This is a genomic window from Gardnerella rara, from assembly GCF_055452355.1.
In genome coordinates this window covers 35,972-55,680 of the sequence record NZ_JBVBJP010000002.1, presented here as the reverse complement: position 1 = coordinate 55,680, position 19,709 = coordinate 35,972, and the positions used below count along the sequence as shown (strand labels likewise).

The 19,709-nt window shown below is 45.8% G+C and carries 14 protein-coding genes and 3 tRNA genes; 3 read left to right on the top strand and 14 right to left on the bottom strand.

Annotation, left to right across the window (positions count from 1 at the left end):
- Positions 1 to 146: 146 nt before the first annotated feature.
- The 8 genes from ACZ0NX_RS01875 to ACZ0NX_RS01840 all read right to left on the bottom strand — a co-directional run bounded on the left by ACZ0NX_RS01875 (position 147) and on the right by ACZ0NX_RS01840 (position 4,813).
- Positions 147 to 1,430: an FAD-binding protein gene (locus ACZ0NX_RS01875; RefSeq protein WP_464405202.1), complete on the bottom strand. Its 1,284-nt coding sequence runs from the start codon at positions 1,428 to 1,430 to the stop codon at positions 147 to 149.
- Positions 1,431 to 1,516: 86 nt separating this feature from the next.
- Positions 1,517 to 1,687, bottom strand: coding sequence for a 50S ribosomal protein L33 (rpmG, locus tag ACZ0NX_RS01870; protein ID WP_004114322.1), 171 nt, complete (start codon positions 1,685 to 1,687; stop codon positions 1,517 to 1,519).
- Positions 1,688 to 1,737: 50 nt separating this feature from the next.
- Positions 1,738 to 1,811, bottom strand: a tRNA-Met gene (locus ACZ0NX_RS01865).
- A gap of 4 nt (positions 1,812 to 1,815) precedes the next feature.
- A tRNA-Thr gene (locus tag ACZ0NX_RS01860) sits at positions 1,816 to 1,887 on the bottom strand.
- A gap of 1 nt (position 1,888) precedes the next feature.
- Positions 1,889 to 1,970 (bottom strand) — tRNA-Tyr (locus tag ACZ0NX_RS01855).
- 149 nt (positions 1,971 to 2,119) lie between these two features.
- Positions 2,120 to 3,214, bottom strand: coding sequence for a histidinol-phosphate transaminase (gene hisC / locus ACZ0NX_RS01850; RefSeq protein WP_464405200.1), 1,095 nt, complete (start codon positions 3,212 to 3,214; stop codon positions 2,120 to 2,122).
- Between the two features lie 144 nt (positions 3,215 to 3,358).
- Entirely contained in the window at positions 3,359 to 3,652 is a 294-nt protein-coding gene (gene groES, locus ACZ0NX_RS01845; protein ID WP_004131681.1) for a co-chaperone GroES, read from the bottom strand.
- Between the two features lie 156 nt (positions 3,653 to 3,808).
- Positions 3,809 to 4,813, bottom strand: coding sequence for a hypothetical protein (locus ACZ0NX_RS01840; RefSeq protein WP_464405198.1), 1,005 nt, complete (start codon positions 4,811 to 4,813; stop codon positions 3,809 to 3,811).
- Positions 4,814 to 5,050: 237 nt separating this feature from the next.
- Here ACZ0NX_RS01840 and ACZ0NX_RS01835 point away from each other — a divergent pair, with 237 nt between their 5' ends.
- Together ACZ0NX_RS01835 and ACZ0NX_RS01830 are read left to right on the top strand one after the other, a co-directional pair.
- Positions 5,051 to 5,227 (top strand): FmdB family zinc ribbon protein, encoded by a 177-nt coding sequence (locus tag ACZ0NX_RS01835; RefSeq protein ID WP_016636054.1) that lies wholly within the window; start codon positions 5,051 to 5,053, stop codon positions 5,225 to 5,227.
- Between the two features lie 241 nt (positions 5,228 to 5,468).
- Positions 5,469 to 6,200, top strand: a complete 732-nt coding sequence (locus ACZ0NX_RS01830) for a hypothetical protein (protein ID WP_464405196.1) — start codon at positions 5,469 to 5,471, stop codon at positions 6,198 to 6,200.
- 14 nt (positions 6,201 to 6,214) lie between these two features.
- Here ACZ0NX_RS01830 and ACZ0NX_RS01825 read toward each other — a convergent pair whose 3' ends face one another.
- The 6 genes from ACZ0NX_RS01825 to ACZ0NX_RS01800 all read right to left on the bottom strand — a co-directional run bounded on the left by ACZ0NX_RS01825 (position 6,215) and on the right by ACZ0NX_RS01800 (position 17,341).
- Positions 6,215 to 6,418, bottom strand: coding sequence for a hypothetical protein (locus tag ACZ0NX_RS01825; RefSeq protein WP_060786818.1), 204 nt, complete (start codon positions 6,416 to 6,418; stop codon positions 6,215 to 6,217).
- Positions 6,415 to 10,107 carry a helicase gene (locus ACZ0NX_RS01820; RefSeq protein WP_464405481.1) on the bottom strand — a complete coding sequence of 1,231 codons (3,693 nt, stop codon included), beginning with the start codon at positions 10,105 to 10,107 and terminating at the stop codon, positions 6,415 to 6,417. The genes ACZ0NX_RS01825 and ACZ0NX_RS01820 overlap by 4 nt, the downstream gene beginning before the upstream one ends.
- Positions 10,108 to 10,290: 183 nt before the next feature.
- Complete coding sequence (locus ACZ0NX_RS01815) at positions 10,291 to 11,697, bottom strand: variant leucine-rich repeat-containing protein (protein WP_464405194.1); 1,407 nt, start codon at positions 11,695 to 11,697, stop codon at positions 10,291 to 10,293.
- A gap of 62 nt (positions 11,698 to 11,759) precedes the next feature.
- Positions 11,760 to 12,644: a class C sortase gene (locus ACZ0NX_RS01810; protein WP_464405192.1), complete on the bottom strand. Its 885-nt coding sequence runs from the start codon at positions 12,642 to 12,644 to the stop codon at positions 11,760 to 11,762.
- 256 nt (positions 12,645 to 12,900) lie between these two features.
- Complete coding sequence (locus ACZ0NX_RS01805) at positions 12,901 to 14,667, bottom strand: SpaH/EbpB family LPXTG-anchored major pilin (protein ID WP_464405190.1); 1,767 nt, start codon at positions 14,665 to 14,667, stop codon at positions 12,901 to 12,903.
- Positions 14,668 to 14,938: 271 nt separating this feature from the next.
- On the bottom strand, positions 14,939 to 17,341 hold the full coding sequence (locus ACZ0NX_RS01800) for a hypothetical protein (protein WP_464405188.1): 2,403 nt from the start codon (positions 17,339 to 17,341) through the stop codon (positions 14,939 to 14,941).
- A gap of 347 nt (positions 17,342 to 17,688) precedes the next feature.
- On the opposite strand from ACZ0NX_RS01800, the gene ACZ0NX_RS01795 reads away from it, so the two are divergent.
- Complete coding sequence (locus ACZ0NX_RS01795) at positions 17,689 to 19,701, top strand: DUF6020 family protein (RefSeq protein ID WP_464405186.1); 2,013 nt, start codon at positions 17,689 to 17,691, stop codon at positions 19,699 to 19,701.
- Positions 19,702 to 19,709: the final 8 nt, after the last annotated feature.

Sequence of the window (19,709 nt, the reverse complement as noted above, 5' to 3'; positions counted from 1 at the left end):
AAAAATACGGTTCAACACACATTAAGTGTCATCAAACAATAATTTTTACGATATTAAAAGAGCATAGTACTTTGTCCAGCGGAAAATCACAACACAAATCGCAATTTATTATGTTAAATTATGCTAAATTTGTGTTAACAGTTGTCTTAACGGTTTACACTAACGCCAATTAAAACAGGTTCTGGAATAAGTTTTACGCCAAAGGAATCGTAAACACCATCTATGATTTTGCGCGCCAAATCAACAATATCCGCGCATTTTGCACAACTGCGATTAGCCAGCGCTAAAGTGTGCAAAGAAGATAATCCAGCTTTACTTTTTTCGCCGTCGCATTGCGTAATCCTAAATCCCTTGTGGAATCCAGCATGGTCAATAAGCCAAGCCGCAGAAGTCTTAACTCCTTTAGAGCCATCTGGCAAAGTGGCGTCAAATCGCGGAGCATCTTCTGGCAGCAAATCTGCCTGAGATTTAGTCAAAATCGGATTCATAAAGAAACTTCCGCAACTATGGCGATCAGCATACTTAGAATCGCCTTCTTGCAAATCTCCAGCAACATAATCTTCGTTTTGAAGCCTAATCGAAGACTCAACACCGTTTTCGCTTTTTGCGTAGCACATCCACTTATTTGCGTAGCGCATGGCATCTTCAAGCATGCCTTTAGACGCTCTAACGCGCAAAACTTCGCGACGAATCTTAGATGTTTCCATGCTATCTCCAACTTGCACGCCAAGCGCGTGAGCAAGCTGCGAATGAGCCACAACACCCGTTTTTGAATGCTTTAAGCAAAAAGTGACAGATAAAACAACATAGCGAGGCGTTGGAAAGAAGCAATCCGCAGCAACACCAGGCGCTTTATACATGCTTTGTTTAAGAACAGACGTGCGGTAGCCAAATTTAAGATCTGCAAGATTCATATAAAAAGTTGTTTTATCTTTACGATCCCAAACCTCTACAGATTCAACGCTTTGCGCCACTTCCGCACCGTATGCGCCAATGTTTTGCACCACGGATGCACCAACCGTTCCAGGAATGCCAGAAAGCGCCTCTACGCCTTGCAGCCCAAGATTAATGGTGTGGCACACAAAATCATCCCAATTGCAGCCAGCTTCCGCGCTAACATGCACTAAAAAATCTCCACTGTTTTTATCAACACCGTCTTCACCAGGAGCCGCCTCGTCTAAAACGCAAATCTCGCGCCGAGCATCTCGCACAACAACGCCGTTAAATGGTTCATCGCCCACAAGCATATTCGACCCACCGCCAACAACGCAAAGCGGCAATCCAGCGCAATCAGCGTCTTCTACAGCCTCAATAACAGCAACTCTGCTGCTTGGCTCTACAAAACGCGCAATAGAACCACCAACGCCAATTGTTGTAATATCTGCAAAAGTTGGATTATCAGATTCCAATAAGGATGATTGCATACTCATACTGCTAATCCTAACAGCACTAAATAACAAAAAACCCCGCAAAACGCGGGGTAATAAAGCTCAAAACTTCGCCAAAGTTCACGCTTTTAGCGAGTCTCGCGATGGAGAGTGTGCTTGCCGCAGCGTGGGCAGAACTTGCTCAACTCAAGGCGATCAGGCGTATTACGACGATTCTTCGTCGTGATGTAATTACGCTCCTTGCACTCCGTGCATGCAAGCGTAATGCCTGGACGGATGTCTGCGCTCTTACTTGCCATTTTGTTCACCTCTAGAATATTGTATGTTGACCAACTCCTGCTGGCCATTGTAGCGAGGAAGAGACTCGAACTCTTGACCTTACGATTATGAGTCGTACGCTCTAGCCAGCTGAGCTACCCCGCCAGAGAGCCTCGAGTGAGAATTGGACTCACGACCTCTTCCTTACCAAGGAAGTGCTCTACCACTGAGCTATCGAGGCGTGGCGGGTAGTGGATTTGAACCACTGAAGCACGAAGCAACTGATTTACAGTCAGTCCCATTTGGCCGCTCTGGTAACCCGCCAACGTTTCCGCGCGGAGAAGAATATCTCCAAACGGCAACTTTGTTATTTTGCCACGAACGCGCGACTAATGCAAGCTTAAGACACGCCGAAGGTAAAAATCGCATCTAAATGCGGCCAAAAATGCAACTATTTATCTTCTATTTATCTTCTATTTAAACGAAAATCCGTCTTTCTTTAACGCCTCGCACACTTTAAGCACGCGATCATTTGCCTCAGTCTCCGCAATCGTAATGCGAATTCCTTCGCCAGCAAACGCGCGAACAGAAAGACCAGCCTCAACAAAACGCTGATTTGCGCTCTCGGTATCTTCGCCAAATGGCATCCAGAAGAAGTTTGCGTATGGATCAACAATATTCCACCCCTGCGCGCGCAAACCGCTTACAACGCGATTACGCTCCTCAACAAGCGCATCTACACGGTTGTGCATTTCTACAAGCGCTTGAGGCTCCAAAGAAGCAAGAGCCGCCACTTGCGCGATTTGACTTACGCCAAATGGAACAGCCACTTTTCGCATACCCTCTACGACTTGCGCATTTGCAATAGCGTAGCCAATGCGCAAACCAGCCAACCCGTAGGCCTTAGAGAAGGTTTGTGCAACAACAACGTTTGGATATTCTCGGTAAAGCTCAATGCCATCCGCCGTACCCTTTGCGTTGTTAAACTGCACATAGGCTTCGTCAATAAGCACCAAAACGTCGCTAGGAACAGCATCCAACACTCTTCTAGCTTCTTCGTTTGAAAGCGCTGCAGACGTTGGATTGTTTGGATTGTTTAAAATAACAAGACGCGTGCGCTCATTAATCGCAGCAATCATTGCGTCCACATCATGCGAACCGTCTGCTCGATTAGGGATTTTAACGCTTGTAGCGCCAGCACCCGTAACAATAATTGGGTACGCTTCAAAGCTTCTCCACGGGTATATAACCTCGTCTCCAGGACCTGCAACAAGGTTTACAAGCTGGGTAATAACCTCTGTAGAGCCACATCCAAGAACAACTTCGTCTGGAGTAACGCTAAACTTCTTAGCCAGCTCTTGAACAACCTCAGTTCCACGCATATTTGGGTAACGATTAATAACCCCAAGTGCGCGGCTAGAAATGGCGTTTTTTACGCTTTCTAGCGGCTCGAATGGATTTTCGTTGCTGGAGATTTTGTATGCACGAACGCCGTCTAGCGCGGGCGCTGGTTTGCCCTGCTTGTAATTTGGCAAAGTATCTAGAATACTGCGGTGTTTATAACTCATGATTTTATAATAGTCGCATCTTAAACAAAAACGCTGAAAACAGCGGCAAGCCGTCATTTTCAGCGTTAAATAAATCTAAGTAATCTAAATAGATTTGATTAATCAGGCGATTGACCTAGCGATTAACCTAACGATTAATCAGAATCAGCCAAGGATTGCAAGAACGTCACGAGACGAAACAATCAAGTAATCCTCGCCTTCGTAATGAACTTCTGTGCCACCATACTTGGAGTAAAGAATCTTGTCTCCAGGCTTAACATCCATAGGAATACGCTCGCCCTTATCGTCTCGGCGGCCTGGGCCTACAGCCAAAACCTCGCCCTGCTGTGGCTTTTCTTTAGCGTTATCTGGAATGTACAAGCCAGAAGCGGTTTGGGTTTCTGCCTGAGCTTGCTTAACAATAATCTTATCTTCCAAAGGTGTGAGCTTAATCGACACTTCGGTACCTCTTTCTAGAGAAATGTAACCTTTGCGCGAATAATGTTGACGAGGCTGACGATCACGTCAAAACTATCGAGCACTGAACCTTATAATAGCGCGTTTTTAGCACTCTACCAACTAGAGTGCTAAAATTTTAGAAAATTTTTACAAACTTTAAGCTGCGCGACGAGCCAAAACGTCCCTTAAATCGGCCTTACCAAGCGAATCTTTGGTGCTAACTGGAGGCTCTACAACAACTTTAGAAACTTCAGAGACTTTAGACACGTCAGAGACTTCAGCAACTTTGCTCGAATCGTTTGCAGGAATCGCCTTAGCAACTTGCTTAGTGGACTTTATTTCTAAGCTTTGTGGGTCTGCATTCTTGCTATTTGCGTTGGAATCGCGGCAATCAGAGCCAAACGAGAACGAGATAAGATCTTGATTAGAATTGCCACTGGCAGCAATATTGGCTACATCTTTTCTATTTGCTTCAGACAAAGCCATGCTTATATCGCGCTGCTGCATAACAGACGTCTCAGTATTGTCTGGATTACTGCCTGGATTTGCGCAAACATCTTCGGCGTTTTCGGCATTTTCAACAACGGAGTTTACTGTTGCGTCAAAAATTGGCTCTACAACAGAATCTTTAAACGCAGAAGAATGCTTTCTGTACACTGCAACCTTGGCTTCCCAAAGGCGAGCATGCTTAGCAGCCATGGATCCAAAGTAAAGAACCGTGCAAAGCGCAGCAAAAGGAATAACGGCAAACCATGCACTATAAATCCCCACAAGACCTGCCGCAAACACAACAAGAGTTAAAACCGCCAGCGAAAGAACTAAAATACGGCGACGGCGGATTGCTGCACGGCGAAGCGCACGAATACGAGCAACATGCTCAGGAGTAAAAATGCCATTAAAAGTGCCATTAGACTGCGCGGCACCCTTACGGTTATTTGCTTTTGCGCCATTACTTCTGGCCTTGCCATTATTAGGCTTTGCATTCGCTTGCATCTTCGACGGCTGCATGCCAACCCCTTTCACCATCGTGCCGCTGCACGCGTGGAACAGTGATTCACTGCGATAATCCACAATGTGCAACGAAGGTGAATACCTATCTTCGCTATGTTCCAACATTGACTTCATGCTGTTAACGGTGCACTTAGGTAACCAACCAAACATTAAGGCTACGATGATGATTAATACTATTAGCGCGCTCACCGATTCATAACCCATACGTACAAATATAAAATGCCTTAAGGATGTAAAGGCCAAAAAATAAGTCGGCGTGTCGGATTTTTTGCAATTGTTTCGCAGAATTTTACAAACAAAAGCGCATACGGGCTTTACACTTAGCTGCTTTAATGCGGCGATATTATGAGCTAGGATATGTGATGGAATTATAGATTGGAGGAACCGTTGCCTACTTATCATTACCGTTGCAAGCAATGCGGATATGATTTTTCACAGCATCAATCGTTTGAAGATGAGCCAATTACCGTGTGCCCAAAGTGCGGAAAACAAGAAGTTCGTAAGGTTTTTAGCGCACCACCAATCAACTTTAAGGGTAGTGGATTCTATCGCACCGATAAATAGAATGCAAATAACCAATTAAAATCTGTGCATATGTGCATAAGTAAAAAAGTATGACGTTACTTATGTGTGTATGTGAATAAGTCGAAGTTTTAAGACGCCATTTATGTGCTTATGTGCATAAATGGCAATTAAGACTCATCAAGAATGTTTATATGTGCGCAAAATCCGCATTTTCGCTAGCCTTTAACCACATTGCATAAAAAAGCTTGCGCAAAAGTTCTGCTTAATGAATGATGCTTATATGCAAACATCATTTTTACTAAAAACAGTTGGCTCCGAAGGCAGCAACAAGGAGCCAGTAGAGCTTTTAAAACGCAGGCAAAAGGCGCAAACCTTAAACCTGCTTTCAATATTTTTTATAAGCGTTGCAACGCTGTTTTCAATACACATGGTTTCAGCGTTTACGGCTACTCAAAGTGTGCCCGTGGCCGTTAGAAACATAGCAAAAGGCAACGTTATTAAGCAAAGTGACCTGCATTATGTTAGCGTGCCTAAAAGCAGCGTTTTTAACAATGTTCTTAACTACGATTCTGTAAACAATTCCGCTAAAAACGCGTATGTTGCCGCATGCAACATTAAATACGGAACGCCAATTTTTAGCAATCAAGTCACAAAGCAAACAAAGATTCCTCCTGGTTTTACAACCATTTCGGTTAATCTTGCAAGCAGTAGCACAAGCCTTGCTTCGGGAGACGTTATTTCTATAGCGTTTAGCAAAGTTCCAAACGATTCAAACGCGGCCAGTCACTCCGCAAACCCCGCAGCCCAGCTAGAAACGTCTAGCGATGCAGGGCAGCCAAATAACCTGGATTTTAACAACAAAAACGTTGAGGTTATTCACAACGTGATTGTTGTTAAGGTAAATAGTTCGGCGCAAAACACACTACTTGCAATGCCAGCGCAAAACGCGTTGCAAATCATAAACACGCAGGCGATTATTCCAAACCTTGCGGTTATAGCTGTGCAAAATTAGTGAGCAATACCTGCTTATCTTCCGCGTTCGCTAAAAACCGCCCAATGTGGAGGAAGCTCGCCAAGAATGCGATTATCGTCGTCTTTTGCACGCTGTTCAATCGTCTGAGCATCGCCTGGCTCTTGTTTTACGCCATCTGCGTCAAAAAGCTCCGAGCCTTTACGAACCACGCGAAAATGACCCCTAGAACATCTGCGATTAGCGTTGTAACCGCTCACTGCTGCTCGCCACTCCCGTAAAGTTCGCCGATTCTAGAAACAATGCGCTCAACTTCTTTTTCGGGATTAACAAACGCTCCAACACTCCAAACGTTCATAACCGACCAACCAAGATACTCCAAATCTTGAGCAAACATGCGATTTCGTTCGCGAGTGGACTCAATGTTCATAAAACGCACGTCGTCGGTTAGAACAGCCAAAGCAAACGGCTTATCTGGCAAACCAACAACAAGAGGAATACTATGATCTGGGTTAAAACCGTAATTTACCGCCACTTTAAGGCCGCGAGCGCGAATTCGCTCTGCCAAGTCGGCAAACAAAACGTTGTTAAAGCCGTTTGCGGAAAAATCGCCAGCCGCTTGCGATTGTTTAGCTTCGCCCGCGTCAGCAGAATCGGCGGAATCGGCGGAATCGCCAGCAACTGCTGCATTTTCAGCATTCTCAGCATCTGCTGGATCCACTGGATTATCCTCCAAATTCTCCGCCCAAGTGAGCAAATCCTTAAGCAGCTTAGGCCCGTCTTGATGCAAACGATCATCTTCCATATCGCTAGACTTAAACGCGCAAACAATGTCCAAATTCCTTCGAGCCAAGGCCAAGGAATCAAGAAGCATAAACTTTCCGCCTTCTTCTTCCAAAACGCCAAACTGCTGCAAAAGCCTGCCGTGCGAAGTCTTTGCGTAGCACAGCGAAAGAATAACATCCGTTGCAGCAGCTCCAACGGCCTCGTTTACGCTTACAAGTCGAACGTGTCTAAGGAACCTACCCATGTTTTCGTCTTTAACAGCCAAAGCCTTAAGCTCCGCGCCAAGCCTGTTTCTAAACACGCTTGTAAGGGTCACAACTGCAAGAACGTAGCTAGAAGGAACAACGCTAAATGTTTTAGCGCGCTGCTTAATCAAAGACACAACCTCGTCAATTTCGCGCTGGCTGCTTTCAATAAGCCCCGTTGCCATAACAGGAACCCCAGCGGCTTCCACCTGATGGAGCTTAACTCTGCCTTGCATTCTTTCTACAGGAACATCGTGCCTAAGCAAGCCGTAGCCGTGATTTTCAAGGAATTCAGCAAGATACGTGGACCGCCTAGTTGCTCGCGACTTAACGCAAACAGTAGGCAAAACGCTAATAAGGTCGCCCACGCTTTGTGAGCTAACCGTTTGCTTGTGCGCAATAACAACAACTTGGCGTGCGCGCGCAAGAACGCTAAGCAGCTCAATGTTGTTAATATGCTCCGCCGAATCAACAATTACAACGTCTACAATCGGCTTAAACTCAGTCATCATAGTTAAGGTAGACGGCATTGCAACCAGAATCGGCTTAGCAGCAAGCAGCAAATCTGGGTAGGAGTTCATCAACTTAGCAAAAGTAACGCCCGACACGTTGCTTGCAAGCGCAGTGTGAAGCTGGTTTGCTTCTTGCGAACGCGCAAAAAGCAAATCGCAAAGCTTTTTAAGTGCTTCTTGTTGAACCATTGGCCCTACGGAACGCACGTGCTCTGTGTCTACCTGAACAAAACGATCGGAAGCATCTTGCAACGCGGAACCGTCTTGGTTAGATATAATCTCGGAAGAATTAACAATATCTTCAAAAACGGTAGTCCACCAAGCAAGATGAAGCTCGCCATCTAAGGCCTGACCCGTAACTTTACGCCTACGCAAATCGCAAACAAGGTCTTCTAAGCCCATGCCACGCAAATCACGCTCAATAATGCACCTTCCTGGAAGCGTATCTAAGGATTCGCGACTATCGTGCAAGGCTTGCAAGCGTTCGTCCAGCTTAGCAAACTCAATGTTTTCAAGGTCTGCACCAAGTCGCGTTGTGGAAAGAACTGCGTTAAGAGCTACAAGATTACGGTCTAAAAGCTCCTGCGTGCTAACGATTTCGTCTAGTTTAGGAGGCAATACTGGCCAACCGCCATGAGGCACAAAAGTACGCCATTGAGACGCTTGCGCAGCAACAATCTTTAACGCTTCGTGAAGGTCGTCTACCTTTGCGCCAACACGCAAAAGACTACGCGCTTCTTTAATGTGATGCCTGCGCTCCCAAAAGCCCATTGGCGAGCCTTCGCGCTTTCTAATGGCCTTCGGTTTGCTTGCCTCAATCATTGCGCTAAGATCGCGCTCAAAAATGTCTGGCTGGAAAACGTCTAAAACGCGGCGAAGATTCTTTAAAACCGTAACCTGCCTGCCCCATTCGCGCGCCGTAGAAGGAATAGGGAAACCGCATTTTTGCACGGTTGACTTAACCTGTTCGCGAGCAGCTGGCAAAAGCTTTGTAAGAACGTCTACAATACGCTGATACACAGCTACGGCCTCTTTTTCGCTAAACAACGAGGCGCCAAACCACGGCGTATCTTCAGCATTGGTGGTAAATTCGCCAAGAGAATCTGCCTCGTGCAGCTTTTGCGCCCACTCGTCTAAATGGCCAGAAAGCGAGCGCGCAGCGTCTACACTAAGACGCACGTGCGTGCATGGATGCGTAGGGAGCATGGCGATTCCTGCAAGATTTTGCATTGTCTGGTATGCAGAAACGCCCCAGCGCTCGTTTACTCCATGTAAATCACCCAAGTAGCGGTTTAATCGCGTTTTAACGCCAACAAGCTCGTCGCAAACCTGCTCAAAACGGCTAGAAGCAACGCTTTGGCGAGAGCCAACGGCCGCTATAAGCTGCGAATCAACATGCTTTGCAAGATGCGAATCCGAAACGTCTAGCGAAAGCGAAGAAATCTCGTTTGCACTGAGCGCGTGACGGAATCGGCGCTGCTGCTCCATAACGTTTGGAACGTACAAAACGGATTTTCCTGCAAGAACGCAGCGCGAAGAAATTGCAGCCGCAATTAGCGCGGAGTCACACCCAGCGTCTGCATCTATAGCCAAAGAAGCGCCATTTGCCGCCATTCCTGCAGCATATCGCACAGCGTTATTAACATCGCCAACTTCGTATTCATGGTGTGGGTCAACGTCTAGCGGCGAGTAGTCGGGAGTGGTTTTTGCAGCAAGCACCTCAACGGCAGTGCTATTTCCCGCAATCGCGTCAATCATTGTATTTCCAACATTCCCCAGCTTAAGCGCGTGCAGAATCTGGCCGCTTTCTGCTAAGAATCTAGATCCCGAATCTGTAAAGCAACCAAGCACAATATCTCGCTCAATGTCAAAATCTGGGAAGACTCTTTGAGCCGCAGCACAAATCACATCGAAAACTGCGGATGTTTCTGGTGTGCCGCTCTGGTAGTTTGCACCATCAAAAAGCGCGTCTTCGCTAAGGTTTATGCCTCTTTCTTGCAATCTAATAACAAGAGCGTGGTTTAGGCGAACGTTTCCCGAAAAGTAAATCGTTGCAGCCGTCTCGTCTTTTCCAGCTTCTCGCAAAACGCGTACTGGGTATGTTAAAACTGGCACATGATTTCCGCTCCAAGAAGCAACGCCAACAACAAGCGAAAGCTCCGAAACGCCATTTTCGTGCGCTTTGTTGTCTCTGTCTTCAAAAACTCTGTCTAACCTGCGACCCGCCGCGCGTAGCATTCCCGAATCACGGAAAAGCGCCTGAAGAGTGGCCTTTCCACTGGCAAAAAGCTGGGCGATTCCCGAAGGGTGTGCGTGAGTCAACTCCAGTTGCGCACAAAGCTTTGTAATGTCTTCCAACGGCGAAGGCGCAAGCTGCGACTTGTATTTTTCATACCATTTGTTCATGCGCTCGAGTTTTTCGGCGCGCAAAGTTTCGGCAGATTGGCGAGATTCAGCCTGGGATGTCTGATTAAGCTGCTCTGGCTCAGCAATTGGCTGAGCACTTAGCTGGTCTGAAAGATTTTGTGCGCTTTGCATGCTTTGCATAAAGTCGTTTTTATTATCGCTCATACTACTCAACTCCCTTGTTTACAAGCCGATTGCATTGCGATACGCGCTGTATCCGCTATTTTGTGCCAACGCTTGATCCACGTCTGCGTTCCCCTGCGCCGAAAGCCACGCGTACAAATCGTCGTACAAATTTATGTTCATTGCCAAGAATGGCAGCAACTCCTGGTACTTTGCCATCTCAAATTGCTCGGCAAAATCGGCGGTTTTCTGCGCTTCTTCCGATGTAAACCCTCCAGCAGAAACCACTTCTTTGCGCGCGCTAAATTCGCCGTTTGAAACTTTTTCAAACACGGATCCTGGCTCAAAAGCTGGTGTAAATTGTGCAGAATCTTCGGCAATTATGGAGCCGCTGGCATCGCTTGCGTTATTAACAGACTGAACTGCCTCCAGCGCCTGATTAGCCTGATTTTGCGCCTCTTGAGCCGCTTCCAAAGCTTTATCAACCTCAATCTGGGCAGCATCTTGAGCCGCTTCTTGAGAGTCTAACTGGGCATCTAGCTGCGTGTCTAACTGCGATGCTTCAGCGTTGCTGTTTGCAGCATCATTATTTGCAGCATCGCTAGCCGCAGAATCATTATCCGCCACATCGTTAGCAGACGCATCATTCACTGCGTCACTATTCGCAGCATCGTCAAACAAATTACGCGGTTCCACAGGCGATTCAAACTCATCTCTAACAACAGGCAAAACAACCTGACCCGCAATAACAGGCTTAATTTGCTCCGCAACACTTTCTGCAACACTTGCAGCATCCGCAACGCTTGAAGCAGCAACACCAGCATCACCAGCACCAGCAACATCACCAGAATCCGCCGCCGAAGCACTACCAAGATCATCCGCAGCAGCCGCATCATTAAGTCGCTTCTGGCTATCCCAAACCAAATCAGGCCGCGAAACCGACTGTGCATGGAACACGCCCGTTGGCTCCCCCGCGCGAATGTCAAGAATGTCGTCTACCGACAAATCCGCCGCATCTGGCTCCTTAATCGCATTGTCTGGCGCGTAAGAGAACAAATCGCGCACTGGCTGCGCACCCGCATCGCTTCCCTGCGGCGCCTTTTCTTCAATGCGCACAAAATCAACTGGAACGTCGCCAAATTGCATGCGAACAATGCTGTCTGGCATGTGGAAATCAACGCCTGGATCTAGTCGCAGCAAATCGCCGCTTTCGTTAACCAAGTAAGTTCCGTTTGTAGAGTTTAAATCGCGAATTGTAGCCGCGCCGTTTGCGTCCACAATCAAAAGCGCATGCCTCTTAGACATGGAGCGCTTATTGTCTACAACGTCTACGCGCATAAAACCGTCTTCGCGCAAAGGGCGTATAGGCTTCCTGCCAATTTCCACAGACTCACCCGCGCCAACGCGTGCCTGCTCCACTCCACCTACCGTAATCATCCAGCGCTGCAAGGTTTGTTGAACACTCACGGAACCTGCTCCCTTCAAAAAACACACTACACACTATTGTGTCATGCTTTGTGTATATTGCGCTAAATGCTAATCAAATGCTTAGCGCGCAAATCAAGCTTTCCGCGCTTTCTTTTAACATCCGCCACAACCATAGTCGCAAGAATCACCGCGCACCCAACAAGCGCAATCACAAACAGCGTCATCCAAAGCGGCCACTGCAGCTTGTCGTCTGGCGCCTTAACAAGATCCGGCAGCACGCGATACCCCGTTACCAGCAGCCTTTGCGAGTTAACACCGTACGGCGTGCAAGTGAGCAGCGTCACCAAATCACGCCCCTTTTCTCGCTGCAACAAGCTTATGTTGTTTGGCTCTACAACGCTAATGCGAAACACCTTGTATCGTAAGGTTTCGCCTTGAATATCCAAATAGAAAAAATCGCCTTTTTTAAGGTAGATTAAGTCGTCAAACATAGTGGCATGCGGCAAACCCGTGTGCGCCGTAATAACCGAATGCCTGTTTTTGCCCCCAACTGGCAAATCCGTGCCATACAAGTGACCAGCACCATACGCTAAAACATCTTGCGAACTGCCGTGATAAATAGGGAGCTTTACACCGATTTTAGGGATTTTTACAATTCCCATAATGCCCATTGGCTCATCCAGCACGCTATCGTACTTTTTATACTCAGGCGTTTTTTTAAAATCTTCCGTGCCGTTATAAGGATCTGCCGTAAAAATCGCGCTACGATGCGCGTTGTACTCGCGCGCCTTGTCTAAGTTAATTGCGCGCGCATCTTTAGGCTGCTCGCGGCTAAGCTTGTCGTAAATGGCAGAGAGCTGCTTAGACGCGTGATTATTCCACAGCGTTGACGCCACTGGGTAAGTGAAACATAGGATTGCGGCGACTGCCAAGACCACTGGCTCTAGCGCGCGGCGCAAAGGGCTTTTCTTTTTCTTAGCCTTCATTCCTCCTCCAATGTTTTAGTACAGATTTTCCCGATTTTGTAGCTGATTTTGCCATTTTGAACAACATTTTCGGGAAATTTTTCCCGAGAATGTAGTGCAAAAAGATTAGAGCACTTTGTACCAGTACACGCCAGCGTAGAAACAAAATGCTCAATGCATTTTGTTTCAAACGCTGCGGCGTGTCTTCTGGTACAAAGTGCCTAAATCTTTTTAACGCTAAACCGAACGTTTAATCAACGCTGGTTATCTACGCACATCAGGCTTTTGCCTGCTCCTCTTCTTTGCGATTGCGCATGTAGAGGAACACGCTAGCCGCAATCAAGCCCATGCCAGCAAGCGCAAACAGAATCACGCCAGCAGCACCAGTTGCAGGAAGGTTGAACCACGCCCACTTATTATCTGTAGAGCTCTTCTTTGTGTTAGAGAATTCAACGGTCGTGAGTTTGTCTGCTTCTACATTCACAGCCTTAACTTCTGGCAAGCGCATGTAGTCTTTTGGAGCTTTAACCTCAACAAGGTAAATGTTTGTGCCAGCTTGAACCTTAACAGCCGCCTTCAATTTACCAGTAGTTTCTTGAGTTGTAGCCTCTTCGCCCTTAAACGTAGAAGAACCAGCTTTGCATTCTTCAACATTATCTGCATCCTTACTTGCGTCAACAAGTTTCTCAGCGCAAGCATTCGCTTTCTCTTCAGTGTTGAAAAGCCTAAACTCAGCACCAGAAAGTCCAGTCCTCTTCGATGCTTCCTTGCTTTCTTCTGCAGCGTCGTACTTGAACACGTCGAACCAGCCATACTTGACTTGAGAAGTACCGCCTTTAACATCGCCATCACCAGAAACGATTGGGTCTGGTACTTTTGGAGCGCTCTTAAAGTGTGCTGGGAAGAAACCAGACTTGTTTACGACTTCGTTCTTGCCACTAGTATCAGTCGCTCCAGCAGCAGGAGCGGTAAGATTATCGTAATATGAGCTATCAAGCTCGAGCTTAATAGTAACATTTACCTTAGTGGCCTTAGTGCTACCATCAGTGTTCATCTGTTGCGCAATCTTGCCCAAGCCAGGATTCTCAAATTTAACCAAGATACGCTTGCGGCCATTTTCAAGACTCTTCTTGTCGTTTTCATCAGATGATGAGGAATCCACGATAGAAACTTTATAATCAGTAGCTTTAGTTAGTTCAGTAGCACTGTCACCCTCGCCAATCTTTACAGATTCAACAGCTGCTGCCGTAATGCTTGTTCCAAATGGAGCAGTTGGCGCGTCATCAAACACAGCAAATCCATAAATGTCGTCTGCTGTCAAATTGTTAAGCTTAGTACGGTTTACAGTAGAGCTAATCGTGTAGTAAAGCGTCTTATCTTTTGCAAGAACAGAGTTGTGATCTTTTCCGTTGTCTAGCGTCTTGGTAAACGTCTTAGAAATATCCTTGTTCTTTGGGTTGATTGTTGGGTTCCAGTTGTAAGTGTTAGTCTTATTATCAGGCTCAATCATAGGCATTGTGATGTAAAACTCGGTCACATCTGCAGCGCCATAGCCTGCAGGAGGCGTTTCAACAACCTTGTACAAGCCCTCTGGAAGATTCTCGAACTTTGTAGCGTTTTCACTTACAGTAGGATTATAAGTTGGATTATCTTCAAACGTAAGATTTGCGCTAGCCTCATCACCACGATTCAGCGAACCGACTATTCCAGCAATCTTGGACCAGGTGGTAAATTGAGTATAGTCAAGATCAACGCCACCAATCTTGGTAACCTTTTTAAGCGTGAACGTTGCGCCAGAAAGAGCATCGCCCTTGTGGTGACCCTCGTTATCTACAGCATCCGAGTACTTAAACTTGTTAATCGTTAACGTACCTGTTTTATCTTTTTTCTTACCCCACGGAGAGTTATCGGCAGAGGGTTGAACAAACGGCTTAGGCACACCCCACGCAACGCTGGCCATGGTGACGGCGCCAGCGACGCACAGCGTGCCAGCCATCGCGAGCGACGCAATCGCCGCCACGCACTTTTTTGTTAATTTATTCATCTTTTCTCCTTTACTCGATGCTCCTAAGAGCTGTTTGAGATAAGTTACTTTGTGTTTTTAGTTTGTGTTTTGTGTGTTTGCGTACCGATTGAGCACTTGTTTACGTACTTACTCGATACTTGTTTATGTTTGTGTGTTTGTTTTGTTTTTTGACTACCTGGAATATCTTCTGGAAATATCTTGGTTTAGTTAATCTAATTATGTTTTTATTTTTGCTACGCGCACTGCACTAATACGCGCGCACAACTTGATTACGTAGGCAGCTTTCACATTAGCATCGCCGCCTTTCGTAAAGCAGCTTTCTGCATGCTTCACTTTGACTTATAACAAATCCAGCAGCGAGCACGTTCACCATAACGGCAGCTATAGCGCCCAGCTGCAAGTTCCAATTCTGCTCGCCCGTGTCTGGCAATTCAAATTTTTTTGGCACGTGAATGTTAATATCCAACTGCGCATAGTCTTTATTGGCTGTTAGCTTCGCAGATGCAAAGGAGGCGGATAATGTGTCTGGCGTTACGTTTGTAGTAACTTCATTGAACTTAGCAAGCGCTTCTGGTTTCAGCGCATACACAACGCACTTGTAATCGCCAACATCAGTCGGCTTTATGCTCACGTCCATAGTAGTTTGCGACGCAACGTCCTTCGCGGTACATTTTTTATCCCCATCCCCTGCTTCATTGCATCTAGTTTGATCTTTATCCTCAGGCACACCACTCAACCCAAGCCCATCAGGATTACTGCTCCACTTCTCCTCGCCCTTTGCGCACAGCATTTTAAGCGTAATTGTTTTTTTAGAATCCGCCGCAGACGTGGCTTCAACAAACGGCTTAAGCTCCATACCGAGCATCGCAGAAATCTTGTTATTCTTGTCAGACAACGCCGCCGGCAACGAACCATCGCCGTTTTTAAACGGATACACTTTCAGCTTAAGATCATTTTCCCCAACATCATTCGACTTAACTTCAATCGTAACTGACTTATAAGCCACGTCGATATCTTTATCAACAGAATATTCAGTATTCGAACCGGTAAATGAAATTAAACTATCTGGATTCTCAAATAAATTCTTTTTTTTATCAGCATACCTTATCTGATCCTTGAAATGGTCTATTGTTTTTGGATGAATTTTAATGTTACCTGTATAACTATATTGAACATCCTTAATAGCAAACACTTTGCACTCAAAAGTTCCAGCCTTTGTAGGAGTTCCACTAATCCAGCTTTGCGAGCGCTCAGTATCGTCATTTTCTTCATATACAGTGTACGGATCTGCATTTTCACTAGGTCGAGTCTGATTTTCCATATGCTTGAACTGAGTCTGCAATTTATCTGTAGAAGGATTATCCTTTTTATCTTTAAGGCTCAAACCATTAACAGTGTCTACCGTGTAACTGGCATCATCATTACTACCATTTTCATGGCAAATCATACGGTGATAAATAACACCAGGCTTTTTAGTTGATTTAGAATCAATAAAAAGCTTATTAATAGAATCGTAAGTATCTTTCTTATCAGTACCGCCAGTAGTACTACCACTAGCACCCTGACTATTAGACTTTGGTTTTATAGTAATTTTATTATCAGTTACCGCAGTACCATCCTGAGCATTTTCAAAATCGTATAAGCTCAGTGATAAGTCATTGTTTAAATGACTCTTCTCATCGTCAGATAGATTAACTTTTACACTTATTTTAGTGTATATTGTTGTGTCTTTATTTTCATTTTTGTAATATGCAAAAACTTTGAATTCATAACTACCGTAATCCCATTTACCATTTGGACTCAAAGTTATAGAACCATCAAAGTCTGTTTGATCTTTAGTACTCTTAACTTTGATAGTTTTACCCTTTTCTGTTTTTTCAAAATTCGCCCAACTTGGTGCAGAATATCTACCAGACTCTACTAATTCAAACCACAAGTCGCTCGGCATAGTGGCGTCTTTTTTCTTACTAGCCGTAAGTTTAATTTTGAATTTTGGATTAATAGTTATAGTGCTACCACGCTTTATTAAAATAGTCTTACCATTATCGACAGTAGCAGCAGTACCAAAATCGTAGCTAATCTCGTAGCATGATTTGAGAGATCTTTTTTTAAGTTGTCTGCACTCTTGTGGAAGATCAACGTTGCCAGCGGCGGCGCGATCCTCTGCTCCTGCAGAACGCTTTTGGCGCTTAGATCTCTTTACAGATTTGGATTTTTCAGCGTCTTTAGCAGCGTCTGCAACGTCTTTGTCAGCGGCTTTGTTTGCACCTTCTGCAGCATTGTTTTGCTGCTGCTTTGTTGGGTCAACGTTTTGGGCGCTGTGCGCATCAGAGACGCCTTGCTTGGAAGGAGTCTGCGAATTTTTAGGCTCAGCGGTATTAGATTCTTCAGTCTTAGAATCGCCAGCATCGCCCTTTGCAGAAGTTTCACCGCTTGCAGCGGATCCGTTTTTTGCAGACGCTCCAGCAGTTTCTGCAGGCTTATTCTCAGCATTCCCATTCTGAGTCTGCACCTGACTAGACTCGCTTTGCTGGCTAGCGCCCATAGAGGCGGATGGCATAATCATAAAAGTGGCAAGAATAGTAGCAACAACAACAAAAAGCGCAACAATCGCGCGGCGAGCGCACGCTGTTTTAGCGCAAATTGAGCGCAATAATCGAAGGAAACGGCTACCGCGATGTAAATCACTCATTGGCACATCTCCTTCCCTGAGTATTTACTAAGATTGCAAACAAATGCAAAATTTATAAATAAATAGCATCTGCAGAGCTGCTACAGATGATGCTTATTATGAGCCGTTAATAATATACCCCCCCCCTGTGAAATTTCAACACCAATTCGCGTTCAACACGCCGTCTAGAACAACAAACTCGGTAAGTTTTTCCCGATTTTGTTGTTAATTTTGCCGTGTTGAACAACATTTTCGGGAAGCTCGCGAGCGATTTTATAGCGGGTATAATTAGAGTGCAAGAAAACGCAGACCAAAAAACACAAACACACAAAACACAGACCAAACAAACACAAGCATTAGGTTAGAACATGAAACGCATTAAAACGAGCACAAACGCGGCAAGCAAAATCGCCGCAAACTCGCTAGTCGTTTTTACATGCATCTTTCTTGCAACCTGCACGAGTCTGGGCGTAATCTACCGCGCGCAAGGATCTTTAACAGATTTTAACTGGTTAAATGCGCTGATTTTTGTAATCGCATTTTGCGCATATTACGCAATTTTGCAAGTTCTTATTTATTTTGGCAAAAACGGAGTTATGCCAAAAATCGTAAGATTTATGCGCACAAAATCATCGCAAGCAGAATCCCAAACGCGTCAAACGCAGCAATCACAACAATCACAAACAAAAATCGCCACAACCTTCCGCGCCGCATTTTTTAACACAAAACGCGCCCTAAAGTGGTGTTTTTACCACTCAACCTGCCGCAAACGAAACATTTTTCTAACGCTGATTATCGGCTGGCTGTGGGCGCCCGTAACGCTGCTCGCCGCATACGGAGCCGACATTTGCTCGCAAATCCGCGAATACAGCTGGGCGTGGAATCAAGTAACTGGCCTAAAACAGCCATACATTGGCTTCTTTAGCTTTGTTCCAGCAGACATTTACCCTACGGCGCACTACCTTTGGCCCGCAAAACCAACGTACTTAAGCGACCAACACAACATTGTTTTAACGCTTATTTACGGTGCCACAGCCGCAATATCGCGCTATTTTACAGAGTCGAACGACGCAGGAATCGTGTTACTTGCCGTTATGCAATTTGTGCTGGCGGCATTTTGTTGCGCTGCAACCGCAAACCGATTCTTAAACACGCCGTGGGCTAATGCTAAAACAAGCGAATCGCAAACTGGATGCGCGCCATGTGCAACAGCACCAACACCAATCGCCCTGCGCGCCGCCGTAATAATCACATTTTTATTTAGCCCACTCGTAGTGTTTTCAACAATTTCGCTTACAAAATCGCCGCTGTTCGCGTTTGCATTTGTGTGGTGGTTTGGCATAATGTACGAGCTTAATTGCCTGGAATTCAAGCAAAAGCCAGCCGTACACACAATCGTCGAATTAATAATCAGCGTGTGCATTATGCTGATTGCCGCAAAATACGCGTGGTATATTCTTGCGATTCAATTTGTATTGCTGATTATATCTAGCAGAAAACGTTGGAAAATCTGGGTTTTGTGCATTCTTCTTCCAACCGTTTTTATACACGGCGCAATTGTGCTTGCCATTTCTAGCGGCGCGATTATAAATGGCGACCCAATCGAAAGCCGCGGAATACAGATTCAGCAAATCGCCAGAATCGCAAAGCTAGATCCAAAAAGCATACCGCATGCAGCAAAGCGCGCAATATCGCCAATTTTCAATCTTAGTCAAGCTGCCGAAGCCTATAATCAGCAAGACGCGGATCCTGTAAAATCTTCGGGATTGCAGTCTAAAAAAGTGAGCTACCGTTGGCGTTATATTACAAAAGACGACATGAAAAAGCTTAACCACGCGTGGTTGCTTATGATTACACACAGCCCGATTGTGGCAACGGACGCGCTGCTAGCAAAGTCGTACGGCTACTTTGACATTCTAGACGTGCCTTATGTTGGCCCCGAATACTACGTAAACACCGAGAATATAAAGAATTCTGAGTGGATTCGCTATTGGCTGCCCGAGTGGCGCAGTACCGTATCGAGCAGCGCGGAATCGTGGAGCGATACGCCGATTCTTGGGTGGATTATTCACGGAAACTTGTATGTTGTTGCAACATTGCTGATTGGCGTTGCCGAGATAGTGCTGCGCAGGTGGAAAACGCTGGTTTTGCACGCGCCGCTTGCGCTTTTGATGGGCGTAATGGTGCTGGCGCCTGCAAACAATTTTGAGCGACACATGCTGCCGATTACGTTTGTGTTCTTCTTTACGCTTCTAATGTTTGTAAGGGATAGCGCTTATAGCGCATGCCGTGGCACATGCCACCAAAGTGATAAAATGGTTTGCGATTTGGCGCATGATAATGCGCATGAGGACTCGCACAAGAATACGCACAAGGATTGAGGGAGTGA